The following is a 14,223-nucleotide window of genomic DNA, read 5'->3' as shown; positions in this document are numbered from 1 at the left end:
AGCCACCGAGGAGCAGACGTCGCCATGTACGACGCCATCATCGTCGGAGCCCGTTGCGCCGGGTCGCCGCTCGCCATGTTGCTGGCCCGCCGCGGCCACCGAGTGCTCGTGCTCGATCGCACCGCCCTGCCTGCCGACACCGTGTCCACGCACTACCTGCAGCAGTACGGCATGTCCCGGCTGCAGGACTGGGGCCTGCTCGACGAGGTACTGGCCACCGGGGTTCCCGAGATCACGAACATGACGGTGTCGTTCGGCGCCGCCGCCATCGACGGTTTCGCCGCCCCGATCGATGGCCTGACCAGCACGATCGCCCCGCGCCGCACGGTGCTCGACGCCGTGCTGCTGGGCGCGGCCGAGCGCGCGGGTGTCGAGGTCCGACTCGGGTTCACCGTCTCCGAGCTCGTGTTCTCCGACGGTGCGGTCGTCGGGATCCGGGGTCGGGACGCCGGTGGAGCGACGGTCGAGGAGCGGGCCCGGGTCGTGGTCGGTGCCGACGGCGCCGGCTCGCTCGTCGCCGATGCGGTCGGCGCCACGACCTACAACGTCGTACCGGCCGCTTGCTTCATCTACTACAGCTACTGGGACGGCATGGACGTGCAGTTCCACAGCCGGATCGGCGTGCGTGAGCAGTTCGGCGCCTGGCCGACCCACGACGGGCTGACGCTCGTCGCGGTCATGCGCAGGCGCGAGGCGTTCGGCGCGTTCCGCCGCGACGTCGACGGCCAGTTCCGCCAGATCATCCGCACGATCGATCCGGCGATCGCCGATCAGGTCGAGGCCGGCGCCAGGGCCGAGCCGATGCGGGCGATGCGCTACCCCGACAACTACTACCGCGAGAGCCACGGTCCGGGCTGGGCGCTGGTCGGTGACGCCGGCTACCACAAGGATCCGTTCACCGGTAAGGGCATCTCGGATGCCTTCGTGCACGCCGAGATCCTCGCGGAGCGGCTCCACGAGACGCTGGGCGGGGCGCGCCCGATGGCCGAGGCACTGGCCGACTACCAGCGCGAACGCGACGCGGAGAGCCGCTCGGCCTACGACTTCACCTGCATGATCTCCGAGCTGGAGCTGACTCCGCAGCTCGCGGCGCTGGTGGCGGCGGTGAGCCGGGACGAGCGCGCGACGCAGCAGTTCTTCACGATGGTCGGCGGTGGCATCACCGGTGAGGAGTTCTTCGACCCGGCCAACGTCGCGGCGATCATGTCGGGGGTGGCGGCATGAGCGGCTACCGGATGGTCGTGCTCGGCGACAGCTTCGCCGAGGGGCGCGGCGACCCCGGCCCGGACGGCACGTTCGTCGGCTGGGTGCCGCGCACCGCGCGCCTGCTGGGCATCGACGAGGCAGGCATCCTCAACCTCGGCGCGTACGGCGCTCTCACCCAGGACGTCGTCGACAAGCAGGTGCCCGCCGTCGCGGACGTGCGGACGCCGCTGCTGGGCGTGGCCGTCGGCGGCAACGACCTGGTGCGGGCCTATGACCGCGACCGGATCCGCACCAACCTGCGGGCGATCTTCGAGGCCGTGGCCGCCCCGGGCCGCACGGTGTTCACCCACGACTACCCCGACATCCCCGGGCGCATCCCCGGGCTGCCCGCCGACACGGTGGCCCTGCTGCGGGACCGGTTCGCCGATGCCAACGCCTACCTCGACGAGCTGTGCGTCGAGCTCGGCGTGCTGCGCTACGGGCTGGCCGCCGCGCCGCTGACCCGCGACGCCGCGATGTGGTACCCGGACGGCATCCACCCCTCCACCATCGGTCACCGCACGATCGCCGTGGAAATGGCGGCGATGCTGGCCGGTGCTCCCGCAATCCAATAGCACGTTTCCGAATTGTTTCCGTGGTGTTGTAGAGAGGCTTCTGGTGACCGACGCGAGGGCACGCACCGAACGCACGCTGGCCGCCGAACCCATAGCGATCGTGGGCGTGGCCGGGCTGTTTCCGAATGCCGCGAACTACCGCCAGTACTGGCAACACATCGTGGCCGCGGTGGACTGCACGAGTGAGGTTCCCGATACGCATTGGCGCGCGCAGGACTACTTCGACCCGGCGCCGTCCACCGACCCGTCCCGGCCCGATACCACCTACTGCACGCGCGGTGGTTTCATCCCGGCGACGGGCTTCGCCCCCGGCGAGTTCGGGCTGCCGCCGAACCTGCTCGAGGTGACCACCACCGTCCAGTTGCTGAGCCTCAACGTCGCGCGTGACGTGCTGCGCGACGCCGGCGCGCCCGGTTCGGACTGGTACGACCCGTCGCGCACCGGGGTGGTGCTCGGGGTGACCGGGCCGATGCCGCTGACCCACCCGATGGCGGCGCGGCTGGAGACGCCGGTGCTCAAGGAGGTGGTGCGCAGCTGCGGCCTGTCGGACGCCGACGCCGAGGCCATCGCCGAGAAGTACCTGCTGGCGTTCCCGCCGTGGGAGGAGAACACGTTCCCGGGCCTGCTGGGCAACGTCACGGCCGGGCGCATCGCCAACCGGCTCGACCTCGGCGGCATGAACGTGGCCGTGGACGCCGCGTGCGCCAGCTCGCTGTCGGCGCTGCGGATGGCGGCGAGCGAGCTGACCGACGGCCGCGCCGACATGATGATCGTCGGCGGCTGCGACACCGAGAACACGATCTTCGGCTTCATGTGCTTCTCCCGGACCCAGGCGCTGTCGAAGGCCGGGAAGATCAAGCCCTTCGACGACGCCGCCGACGGCACGCTCGTCGGCGAGGGCATCGGCATGATGGCGCTCAAGCGCCTCGCCGACGCCCGCCGCGACGGGGACCGCGTCTACGCCGTGGTGCGGGGCATCGGCTCGTCCAGCGACGGCCGCTACGGCAGCATCTACGCCCCGCGCGCCTCTGGCCAGGAGCTGGCACTGCGCCGCGCCTACGTCGACGCCGACTGCTCGCCGGCGTCGGTGGAGCTGTTCGAGGGCCACGCGACCGGTACCGCGGTCGGTGACCGGACCGAGTTGACCGCGCTGGGCGCGGTGCTGGCCGAAGCGTCGGCCGACACCGGCGCCGCCGCCATCGGCAGCGTCAAGTCCCAGATCGGCCACACCAAGGGTGCCGCCGGCACCGCCAGCCTGATCAAGCTCGCGCTCGGGCTGCACCACAAGCTGCTGCCGCCCACGATCAACATCGAGACGCCGAACGCGGCGCTGGCCGACGTGCCCGCGCTCTACCTCAACACCGCGACCCGGCCCTGGATCCGCGATCCGCGCCGCCCCCAGCGCCGCGCTGCTGCCTCGGCGATGGGCTTCGGCGGCATCAACTTCCACGTCGTGCTCGAGGAGGCGACGGGCGAACGCGTGCCCGCGCTGCACCGCATCGCCCGCGCGCACCTCTGGCATGCGCCCGACCGGTCGGCGCTGCTCGACGCGCTGCGGGGCGAGGCATCGGACGGTCCCGTGCCGGCGGGCCACGCTCGCATCGGGTTCGTCTCGCGCGACGACGCCGAGGCGGCAGCGCTGCAGGCGCTGGCCGTCGAGACGCTGGCGGCATCGGACGCCGCGCAGTGGTCGCACCCGCGCGGCATCCACTACCGCAGCGAGGCGCTGGCCGACCTCTCGGTCGCGGCGCTGTTCGCCGGGCAGGGCAGCCAGTACGTCGAGATGGGGCTGAGCGCGGCCCGCGACCTGCCGCCCGTCGGCGACGCGTTCGACGCCGCCAACGCCCGGTTCACCGACACCCCCACCCTCGCTGCGACCGTCTTCCCGCCGCCGGCGTTCGTCGCCGACCCGGACGCACTGGCGCGGCAGCGCGACGCCGACCTGCGCCGCACCGAGTACGCGCAGCCCGCGATCGGCGCACTCGCCGCCGGGCAGTTCGCGCTGCTGCGGGAGCTGGGCCTGCAGGTCGAGGGCTTCCTCGGCCACAGCTTCGGTGAGCTGACCGCGCTGTGGGCCGCCGGATCGCTCTCCGACGCCGACTTCTTCCGACTCGCCCGCGCCCGTGGCGCCGCCATGGCACCTCCCGCGGACGACGCGGGCTACGACGCAGGCGCCATGGCCGCCGTGGCGCTGGGCCGCGCCGAGGTCGACACGCTGCTCGTGGAGCACCCCGGCGTGAGCGTGTGCAACGACAACGCACCTGACCAGGTCGTCGTCGGTGGGCCGACGGCGGCCGTCGCGCGGCTGGTCGAGACCCTGGGCGGCCGCGCCACGACGCTGCCCGTCGCTGCGGCCTTCCACACCGACGCCGTCGGGCACGCCGTCGACACGTTCCGCGATGCCCTGCGGGGCACCGAGATCGGTGCGCCCGCCGGCCGGCTGGTCGCGAACACCGCGGGCGCGGGCTACGGCACCGACGCGGAGGCCAACCGCGCTGTGCTCGCCGAGCAGCTGCGCCACCCCGTGGAGTTCGCGGCGGGCGTGCGCGCGCTCGCCGAGGCCGGCACGACCGTCTTCGTCGAGTTCGGACCCAAGCAGGTGCTCACCGGCCTGGTCCGGCGCAACCTGCCCGACGCGCTCGCCATCGCGACCGACGCCGGACCTTCCGGTGACGGCAGCGTCGCGCTCCTGGGCGCGGCCGTGCAGCTGGCCGTGCTCGGCGCACCGTTGTCGCACCTCAACCGGTATGCGGCCGCGCCGTTCGACGCGGCGCCGCTCGAGGGCATGGTCGTCACGCTCACGGGCATGACGCACCGGCCCGCGGCGCGCACCGAGGCCTACCGGGCGGCCCTGCGCGACGGGTACCAGGTGCAGCGCCGGGTGGTGGAGGTCCCCGCCCCGGTCCAGGTCGTCGCGCCCGCTCCGATCGCCCCGCCTGCCCCCCCGCCTGCCCCCGTGCCCCTTGCGGTGCACTCGGCCGATCCCGCCGACGCCCACATGGAGCTGCACACGCGCTACCTCGAGAGCCAGCTGCGGATCACCGAGGGCCTCGTCGACGTCCTGCGCGGCCAGGCACCCGGGACCCCGCTCGACGCGGGTGTCCGGTCGGCCGTCGCGTCGGTGCGCGACGCGACCGTCGCCATCAGCCGTGGCCACGCCCATGCCAACGAAGTGCTCGCTTCGCTCGCGGGGCTCGCCGGCGGTACCCACGTGTCGAGTCGGCCCCCCGCCACCCCCGGCCCGGAGGCTCCGGCCGCGATCGTCGCCGCCCCGGCGGCTGCCGAACTGCTCGCCGGCACGAGCAACGGGCACGCGCCAACGACCAACGGCCACCTCGCGCCCCCCGAAGTGGTCAACCCGGAAGGGTTCGACCTGGAGGCGTTCAGCCCGGCCGCGCCCGCCCTGGCCGCGGAACCGTCCGGTGTGGACGCTGCTGCGGTGCGTTCCGCGTTGCTCGCGGTGGTGGCGGAGAAGACCGGCTATCCGGTGGAGATGATCGATCCGGCGATGGATCTGGAATCGGACCTGGGGATCGACTCGATCAAGCGGGTGCAGATCCTGGGTGCCGTGGCCGAGCGGGTGCCGGGCGTGGCCGCCGTCGGCCCCGAGCAGCTCGCGGAGCTGCGGTCGGTGGACGACATCGTCGGCGTGCTGGCCGGGGCGGTGGCAGCTCCGGCACCGTCCGGTGTGGACGCCTCCGCGGTGCGGGCGGCGCTGCTCGCCGTGGTGGCGGAGAAGACCGGCTATCCGGTGGAGATGATCGACCCGGCGATGGACCTCGAGTCCGACCTCGGAATCGACTCGATCAAGCGGGTGCAGATCCTCGGAGCTGTCGCCGAGCGGGTGCCCGGTGTGGCGTCGGTGGGTCCGGAGCAGCTCGCGGAGCTGCGGTCGGTCGACGACATCGTCGGGGTACTCGCCGGGGCCGCCGCCGCGGTGGTGGTCGAGCCCGTGGACGCAGCCCCGACGGCTCCCCGTCGCTCCGAGATCGTCCTGAGCCCGCTACCCGTGCCCGATCGGCTCGCCGGCCCGTTCGCGGCGAAGCCGACAGCGCTGGTCGTGGAGATCGGCGCTGCGGCCCCGGCACACCTGACGGCCGCGCTGCGCAACGCCGGCTGGACGCTGCACCACGTCGCCCTCCCGGGCGTGGAGACCGGCCTGGCCGGCTGGGACGGCGCCGCAACCGCGGCAGCGGTGGCCGGGACGGACCGGCTCGACGCCTGCCTCGTCGTGCTCGGTGGCGCCGATGCAGGTGCCGCCGAGTGCGCGCTCGCCGACTCCGTGATCGTCGCCGCCGGGGTGACGCGGGCGCTGGCCGACACGGCCGGCCGGGGCACCCGGGCCGCGCTCGTGACGCTCACCCGCCTCGACGGCGGGCTCGGCCACCACGGCCGCGCCGAACCCGGGATCGCGGTGCTCGGCGGCGTCACCGGGCTGGTCAAGACCCTCGCCCGCGAGACGCCCGCGGTGTTCGCCCGTGCGCTCGACGTCGATCCGGCGCTCGACGACGCCGCCGTGGCCGATGTCGTGCTCACCGAACTGCACGACCCCGCACTGCACACCGAGGTCGGCGTGGACGCCGTCCGCGGCCGCTGGACGCCGCTGCTCGTCGATCGCGGTGTCGCAGGCGCGGACGCCACCCCACCCACCGTCGACACCGACGACGTCGTGCTCGTCACCGGCGGCGGGCGCGGGGTCACCGCACTGTGCGCGGTCGCGCTGGCCCGCGCGACCGGCGCCGAGTTCCTGCTGCTGGGCCGCACACCGCTGACCGACGAACCGGCCTGGGCGCTCGACGTGGCCGACACCGACGTCAAGGCGGCGCTCATCGCGGACCGGCGCGCCGGCGGTGCGACGGTCACGCCGCGCGACGTCGAGGCGCAGGTTGCCGGGCTGCTGGCCCAGCGCGAGATCCGCGCGACGCTGGCCGCCATCGGGTCGACGGCGCGCTACCTCGCCGCTGATGTCACCGACGCCGCGGCCGTCCGGGAAGCGCTCGGCGACGACGCCGCCCGCGTCACCGTCCTGGTCCACGGCGCGGGCGTGCTCGCCGATGCCGCGCTCCCCGACAAGACCCCGGACGCCGTGCGCCGCGTACTCGCACCCAAGATCGCCGGGCTGCGCGCCGTGCTCGACGCGCTCGACGGGCCACCGCGCCGCGCGCTGCTGTTCGGCTCGGTCGCCGGGGTGCTGGGCAACCCGGGCCAGGCCGACTACGCGGCGGCCAACGAGGCACTGGACCGGATCGCGGCCTCCCTGCCGAACGCGACCTGCGTCCACTGGGGTGCCTGGGACGGCGGCATGGTGACGGCGCAGCTCAAGGAGCTCTTCACCGCGCGCGGTGTCGCCCTGCTCGACCCCGCGGTCGGCGCGGCCGCGTTCGTCGAGCAGCTCACCCCGTCGCGGGTCGCGCAGCGCAGCGTCCTGGTCGGGCCGGCCGGGGCGCTCGCCCCGAGCGACCCGCAACCGGTCGCCGCGGTACTCACCCGCCGTGACGTCTTCCCCCTGACCCGCGACCCCGTCGTCGGCGACCACCGGGTCGGCGCGCACGCGGTGCTGCCCGCCGCCGCGGCGCTGGGCTGGATGGCCCGCGGCGCCGAGCAGGCCCATCGCGATCTCGTGGTCGTCGGGCTGCGTGACGTGGAGGTGCATCGCGGCATCGTCCTGGACGGCTCCGAGCCGTCCGAGCTGGAACTGCACCTCGACGCCGGCCGGGTCGAAGGATCATCGGTGCTGGTCAGGGCCTCGATCCGGAGCCAGGCGGGGGACCGGGCGCTGCCCCACTTCGGCGCGACGCTCGTGCTCGGCCCGGCCCCGGCGACCCTCGCCACCGACGGCCCAGCGGCCTGGCCGCTGGGAGCGGGGCCGGAGAACGGCCTCGCGATCTACGCCGACGCCGACCTGTTCCACGGCTTCCTGCTCCAGGGCATCCGCCGGGTCATCGAGCGCGCCCCGACGCGGCTGGTCGCGGAGTGCCGGCTCCCGGACACCCCGCTCGACGGCGGTGCCTGGGCCGGGGCGCTGCACAGCCCGGTGCTCGGCGACGTCGTCCTGCAGGCCGCCTGCGTGCTCGGGGTCTGGTACCTCGACGCCGGCTGCCTGCCGCTGTCGGTCGGGCGGATCGACCTGCACGCGCCGCTGCCGTCGGACGCCCCGTTCGTGGTGGTCGTCGACGACCTGCGGCCCGGCGCCAACGGGGTGACCGTGAACGCCGCGGTGCACGCCCCGGACGGCACGCTCCTGCAGCGCTGGAGCGACATCGCCGCGGTCAGCACGCCGGAGATGGCCGCCAAGTTCGCCGAGGCCGTGCAGCGGCGCAACGCGGAGGCCGCATCATGAGCGAGCCGATCATGAGCGAGCTCGACACCCTCGGCTTCGACGGCCGCCCCTTCGATGCGCTCGACGCACTGAGTCCCGTGGTGCGCACCGCCGCGCCCGCGCCCGTGGTGGCAACGGGGCCGGATGATCGCGAGGGCGCCGTCGCCGATCTCGTCGCCACCCTCAGCACGGAGCTGCTGGCCGCCCACCATGCCGCGATGAACGTCCAGGTGGCATGGCAGGAACGGCAGCTGGAAGCGCTGCGCGCGGGCCGTTCCGTCCCGACTCGGGGGGTGATCGGTCCCGACTCGCGGGGCGTATCGTCGCGACTCGCGGCGGCGCGGATCGCCTACCGGCGGGAGGGGGAGCTGGAGCCGCTGGCCACCACGACCGTTGCGGCGCTCGGTCCCGGTGAGCTCGCGCTGCTGTGCGCGGGTCGTGCCGGTGCCGTCTTCGGCGCGCGCTACGACCAGCCCGCTCCCGCCCTGCCGGAGGGCCCACTGCGGTCGGTCGCGGAGCTGCGCCCGGGCGGGCCCAGCGGAGCCGGAGTGCTCATCGGCACCTGCGCCGCACCCCTGGGCGAAGGCGACGTGCGCGTCGCGGCCCGGCAGGCCGGCTCGGTACTGGCGCTGTGGCTGGGCCTGCACCTGTGCGTTCCGGACGCCCGGCTCACGACCGACGGCGGTGCCGTCGAGCTGTGTGCGATCTCGGACGGCGAAGCCGAGGTCGTCGCGGAGATCCGCGCGGCGGACCTGCTGCCCCGGCCCTGGCTGCGCCTCTCCGCCGAGTTCCGGGCGGGGGAGCAGGTGCTGGCCCGCATCCACGACCTCACGGTGATCGTCCGGGAACCGGATGGCACACCCATCGGCACCCGCCGCGGCGGCAACCCGCCCGCGCGACCGGTGCGCCGCGGCGTCACGGGCGCGCTCGCCGTCGTCGACGAGCTGGCGCTGGCCACGGCCTCGCGCGGGGACCTGACGATGGCGCTGGGCCCGGAGTTCGAGCGCTACACGGCCCGGCGTGCCACCCGCCCACCGGCGGGTGGGCTGCGGCTGGTCGGACGGGTCATGGCCGTGCACGGCACCCGCGGCGACCTCACCGGCGGCGCGACGGGGGAGACGGAGTACGACTGCGCCGCCGACGCCTGGTACTTCGGCGCCGCGCCCCACCCGAGCGTGCCCAACGTGATCCTCATGGAGACGTCGCTGCAGTCGGCGCTGCTGCTGGGCTACCACCTCGGCGCCACGCTCGTGGATCCCGACACCGACTACAGCCTCCGCAACCTCGATGGGTCCGCGACGCTGCACCGCGACGTCGACCTGCGCGGGCGCACGATCTGCCAGCGCTCCACCCTGCTGACGACCACGGTGCTGACCGGCGCGGTGCTGCAGGGCCTGGGCTACCGGCTCTGGCTCGACGGCGAGGACCCGGACCGCGACCCGCCGTTCTACGAGGGACAGTCGCTGTTCGGCTTCTTCAGCGCCACCGCGCTGGCCAACCAGACCGGCCTCGACAACGGTGCGAGCGTCCCGACCTGGCTCGAGGAGCACCCCGGCTCCGCGTCCCGTGAGATCCCCGTCGCCACCGGTGCCACGGGCGAGCTCGACCTGCTCGACCGCATGGAGGTCGTCGACGGCGGTGGCCGCCACGGTGGCGGCTACCTGCGTGCGACCCGGCCGGTCGCCGCGTCGGACTGGTACTTCGCCCGCCACTTCCACCTCGACCCGGTGATGCCCGGATCGCTGGGTGTGGAGGCGGTGATCCAGGCCCTGCAGGCCTGGCTCCTCGACACCGGCGCGCTCGCCGGGCTCACCGAACCCGAGTTCGGCGTCCCGGCGGGCGTCGAGCTGGCGTGGCGCTACCGCGGCCAGATCCTCGCCGGTGACGGTGAGCTGACCCTCGAGGTCCACATCCGCGACGTCACCCGTCGCGCGGGCCGGGTCCGGGTCGTGGCCGACGCGAGCCTGTGGCGACCGGGCCTGCGCATCTACGAACTCGACGGCATCGCCGCCGAGGCCCGCGAGAAGGGAGCGCCGTTGTGGTGACCTTGCTGGACATCCCGCTGCTGAGCCGGGGCGACGTGCTCGCTCGCACCCCCGACGCCGCGTACGCGGTGCTCGCCGACCTCGACCAGCCCGTCTACGTGGTGCGCGACGGCGACGGTGTCGGCCTGACCGGGGACGGCAGCGTCGCGCGGCGGCCGGGCACCGCCGTGCTGGCCGCGGCCGGGCCGCTCCCACCCCGCCAGCTGGGGTCGGCCGCCTACCGGCGCGCCCACGGCGTCGAACTCGCGTACCAGACCGGGGCGATGGCGCACGGCCTCGCGTCGGCGGAGATGGTCGTGGCACTGGCGCGCGTGGGCCTGTTGGGCTCGTTCGGCGCGGCCGGGCTCGTGTCGGCGAAGGTCGACGCCGGGCTCGCGACGATCACCCGCGAAGCACCGGGCCGACCGTTCGCCTGCAACCTGATCCACAGCCCGAGCGAGCCGGCCATGGAACGCTCCACAGTGGACCTGTGCTTGCGCTACGGCGTGCGGTGCGTCGAGGCGTCGGCGTTCCTGGAGCTGACACCCGAGGTCGTGCGCTACCGGGCACTCGGGCTGAGTGCGGGCGCGGACGGGCGGCCGCAGATCGCGCACCAGGTGATCGCGAAGGTCTCGCGCACCGAGGTGGCGCAGCTGTTCCTGCGGCCGGCGCCTGCGGCGCTGCTGCGCGGGCTCGTCGAGCGGGGCGCGATCACCACCGAGCAGGCCCGGTTGGCCGCGCTCGTCCCCATGGCCGACGACATCACCGCAGAAGCCGACTCGGGCGGGCACACCGACCGGCGCCCGATGCCGGTGCTGCTCGGGGAGATCCTGCGCGTGCGTGACGAGGTGTGCGCCGGTCACGGGCACGCCGTGCGCGTCGGCGCGGCGGGGGGCATCGGCACCCCGGCGGCCGCCGCCGCGGCGTTCGCGATGGGCGCCGACTACGTCGTCACCGGGTCGATCAATCAGGCGTGCGTCGAGTCGGGCCAGTCGGACGCGGTCAAGCGGCTGCTCGGGGCGGCCGACGTCACCGACTGCGACATGGCGCCGTCCTCGGACATGTTCGAGCTCGGCGTCGACGTGCAGGTGCTGCGCCGCGGCACCCTGTTCCCGTCGCGGGCGCGGCGGCTGTTCGAGCTGTACCGGCGGCACAACGGCATCGACGACATCCCCGTGGCGGAGCGTGCCGACCTGGAGCGCACCGTGTTCCGACGTGGCCTCGACGCGGTGTGGTCCGACACGGTGGCCTACTTCAGCGCGCGGGACCCGGAGCAGATCGCCCGCGCCGAGGGCAACCCGAAGCGGCGCATGGCGCTGGTGTTCCGGTGGTACCTCGGGCAGTCGTCGGGATGGGCCGCCACCGGCGACCCGGAGCGCGCCGCCGACTACCAGGTGTGGTGCGGGGCGGCGATGGGCGCCTGCAACGCGTGGCTGCGCGGCACCCCGCTGGAGCCCGTCGAGCGGCGCGGTGTCGCCGCGCTCGCGCAGCACGTCATGCGCGGTGCCGCGTACCAGTCCCGGCTGGCCACGCTGCGCGCCGGCGGCGTGACCCTGCCGGCGCGCTGCGCGACCTACCGTCCGGGGGTGCGGCCATGACCGAGACCGCACTGGATCCCGTCACCCAGGCGGTGATCGACTCCTTCGCCCCGGCGAGCCGCCACGATCCCTACCCCGCCTACGCGGTGCTGCGCGCCGCCGGCCCGCTGGTACCCGGCCCGCTGGGCACCCGGATCGTCACGCGCTACGCCGAGTGCGACGCCGTGCTGGCCGACCCGGCGTGGAGCCACGCCGAGGAACCGGACCTGCTGCATCCCGACAGCGACGTCGAGCTGCCCGGGTCGTTCCTCTGGATGGAGCCGCCGGACCACACCCGCGTCCGCGGCCTCGTCAGCGCCGCTTTCACCCCGCGCCGGATCGAGGCGATGCGCCCCCACGCCGAGCGCATCGTCGATGGGCTGCTGAGCGCCGCGCTCGCCGAGGGCGAGACCGACCTGATCGAGTCGTTGGCCTACCCGCTCCCGCTCACGATGGTGTGCGACCTGCTCGGCGTCCCCGCCGCGGCGCACGCCGACGTGCGCCGGATGTCGGCCGGGATCGCCCGTGGTCTCGACCTCGACGCCCTGCTGAGCCCCGACGAGCTGGCCGCCCGCACCACCGCGGTGCACGACTTCACCGCGTTCTTCGGCGACCTCGTGGCCCAGCGGCGGGCGGACCCGCGCGACGACCTGATCACCGCGCTGGCCAGGGCCGGCGCCGACGGCGAGACGATGTCGCCCCAGGAGTTGCTGGGCACGCTGCTGATCCTCGTGGTTGCCGGGCACGAGACCACCGTCAACCTGATCGGCAACGGCCTGCTCGCCCTGCTGCACCGGCCCGACCAGCTGGACCTGTTGCGCCGCAACCCCGATCTCGCCCTCCCGGCCGTGGACGAGGTGCTGCGCTACGACCCGCCGGTGCACTTCACGACGCGCACCGCGCACGCCGAGCTGACGATCGCGGGCACGACGTTCGCGCCGGGCGAGGCCGTGATCGTGCTGATGGGCTCGGCCAACCGCGATCCCGACGCCTTCGCGAACCCGGCAGCGCTGGACATCACCCGCTACGCGGCGCGACCCCGCCCGCGGCGGCACCTCGCGTTCGGTCTGGGCCTGCACTACTGCATCGGGGCCGCCTTGGCGCGGTTGGAGATGCAGACCGTGCTCCAGGCCGTCGCCGCTCGGGTCACGTCGATCGAACTGCTCGTGGACCGCCCGCCCTACCGCCCCAACCTGGTGGTGCGCGGCATGTCCGCGCTGCCCGTGCGCCTTCGAGGAGCCTCCGCATGACGATCATCGACGAGCAGCCGGTGCGCTTCGACGCGTTCGAGCCCGCCCAGCGCGCGAACCCCTACCCGAGCTTCGGGCGGGTCCGGGAGGCCACCGCGGCCTGCCCGCTGCTGCTGGGCGACGTGCCGGTCACCGTGTTCACCCGCTACGAGGAGTGCGCCCAGATCCTGACGAGCCCGCACTGGGGGCACGGTTACCAGGCCGGGATCAGCCCGTTCCGCGACCAGGGCGCGCTGATCCCGGGCTCGTTCGTGCGCATGGACCCACCCGACCACACGCGCTTCCGCGGCCTGGTGACGAAGGCGTTCAGCCCGCGGACGGTGGCCTCGCTGTTCGCGCTCGTCGACCGGGTCGTCACCGACCTGCTCGACGCCGCGCTGGTGCGCGAGCGGATCGACGTCATCGCCGACCTCGCCGTGCCGCTGGCCCTGCGCATGATCGGTGGCCGCGTGCTCGGCGTCCCCGAGCAGGACTGGCCGCTGCTGCGGCAGTGGGAGCTCGCGATCGCCCGCGGCACCGACCCGGACGAGCTGCTGCCCGCCGACGCGATCGTCGAACGCGGCACCGCGGCGCGTGCGGCGGCCGGGTACTTCCACGGGCTCGTCGCGCAGCGCCGGGCGGAGCCGGCCGAGGACCTGCTCAGCGATCTGCTGATGGTGGAGGAGCAGGGCGACCGGCTCACCGAGCCGGAACTGGTCGGCATCTGCATGCTGCTGCTCGTCGCGGGCATGGAGACCTCGATCAACCTCATCGGCAACGGGGTGCTGGCCCTGCTGCAGCACCCCGAGCAGCTCGCGCTGCTGCGCAGCCGTCCCGAGCTGATGCCGGCGGCGCTGGACGAGATGCTGCGCTACGACCTGCCGACGCAGTTCACGATCCGGGTGGCGCTCACCGACACGACCGTGGCCGGTCGCCGGTTCCGTCGCGGGGACGGCGTGGTGGTGGTGATGGCTGCCGCCGGGCGCGACGGGGCGGTCTACCCCGAGCCCGACCGCTTCGACATCACCCGCTTCCACGGGCCGCACCCCGCCCGGCGACACCTCGGCTTCAGCCTGGGCGTGCACTACTGCATCGGCGCCCCGCTGGCCCGGCTCGAGGCGGCGATCGCGATCGGGTCGCTGCTCGAACGCGCACCCGGACTGGCGCTGGCCGGGTCCGAGCTGACCTACCTGCCCAGCCTGATCCACCGCGGCCTCGTCGCACTGCCGGTCACCGCGGGGTAAGCGGGTACCC

The 14,223-nt window shown here is 74.3% G+C and carries 7 protein-coding genes; all 7 read left to right on the top strand.

The genetic code is table 11. The features are described from left to right. Positions 1–24: 24 nt before the first annotated feature. Genes ACFPFQ_RS06155 through ACFPFQ_RS06125 form a run of 7 tightly spaced genes read left to right on the top strand, consistent with a single transcriptional unit; the run spans position 25 to position 14,213 of the window. A complete protein-coding gene (locus ACFPFQ_RS06155) occupies positions 25–1,224 on the top strand; it encodes an NAD(P)/FAD-dependent oxidoreductase (protein WP_379615639.1) in 1,200 nt (399 codons plus the stop codon). After that, positions 1,221–1,820, top strand: coding sequence for an SGNH/GDSL hydrolase family protein (locus ACFPFQ_RS06150; RefSeq protein WP_379615637.1), 600 nt, complete (start codon positions 1,221–1,223; stop codon positions 1,818–1,820). Before ACFPFQ_RS06155 ends, ACFPFQ_RS06150 begins: the two co-directional genes overlap by 4 nt. 43 nt (positions 1,821–1,863) lie before the next feature. Beyond that, the gene (locus ACFPFQ_RS06145; protein WP_379615635.1) at positions 1,864–8,160 is read left to right on the top strand and encodes a beta-ketoacyl synthase N-terminal-like domain-containing protein; all 6,297 of its coding nucleotides are present in this window, start codon (positions 1,864–1,866) and stop codon (positions 8,158–8,160) included. Then, the gene (locus tag ACFPFQ_RS06140; protein ID WP_379615633.1) at positions 8,157–10,184 is read left to right on the top strand and encodes a beta-ketoacyl synthase; all 2,028 of its coding nucleotides are present in this window, start codon (positions 8,157–8,159) and stop codon (positions 10,182–10,184) included. Before ACFPFQ_RS06145 ends, ACFPFQ_RS06140 begins: the two co-directional genes overlap by 4 nt. Next, positions 10,178–11,761, top strand: a complete 1,584-nt coding sequence (locus ACFPFQ_RS06135; protein WP_379615632.1) for a PfaD family polyunsaturated fatty acid/polyketide biosynthesis protein — start codon at positions 10,178–10,180, stop codon at positions 11,759–11,761. Before ACFPFQ_RS06140 ends, ACFPFQ_RS06135 begins: the two co-directional genes overlap by 7 nt. After that, positions 11,758–12,990 carry a cytochrome P450 gene (locus ACFPFQ_RS06130; RefSeq protein WP_379615630.1) on the top strand — a complete coding sequence of 411 codons (1,233 nt, stop codon included), beginning with the start codon at positions 11,758–11,760 and terminating at the stop codon, positions 12,988–12,990. The genes ACFPFQ_RS06135 and ACFPFQ_RS06130 overlap by 4 nt, the downstream gene beginning before the upstream one ends. Next, positions 12,987–14,213, top strand: coding sequence for a cytochrome P450 (locus ACFPFQ_RS06125; RefSeq protein WP_379615628.1), 1,227 nt, complete (start codon positions 12,987–12,989; stop codon positions 14,211–14,213). The genes ACFPFQ_RS06130 and ACFPFQ_RS06125 overlap by 4 nt, the downstream gene beginning before the upstream one ends. Positions 14,214–14,223: the final 10 nt, after the last annotated feature.

The organism is Pseudonocardia sp. GCM10023141 (assembly GCF_042653605.1).
Note: the sequence above shows the minus strand (reverse complement) of the source record. Positions and strands in the feature narration are given on the sequence as shown.

Bases quoted from the DNA above. Each gene is read 5' to 3' on its own strand.
- ACFPFQ_RS06130 (WP_379615630.1), top strand. From the start codon at position 11,758: ATGACCGAGACCGCACTGGATCCCGTCACCCAGGCGGTGATCGACTCC.
- ACFPFQ_RS06125 (WP_379615628.1), top strand. From the start codon at position 12,987: ATGACGATCATCGACGAGCAGCCGGTGCGCTTCGACGCGTTCGAGCCC.
- ACFPFQ_RS06155 (WP_379615639.1), top strand. From the start codon at position 25: ATGTACGACGCCATCATCGTCGGAGCCCGTTGCGCCGGGTCGCCGCTC.
- ACFPFQ_RS06140 (WP_379615633.1), top strand. From the start codon at position 8,157: ATGAGCGAGCCGATCATGAGCGAGCTCGACACCCTCGGCTTCGACGGC.
- ACFPFQ_RS06150 (WP_379615637.1), top strand. From the start codon at position 1,221: ATGAGCGGCTACCGGATGGTCGTGCTCGGCGACAGCTTCGCCGAGGGG.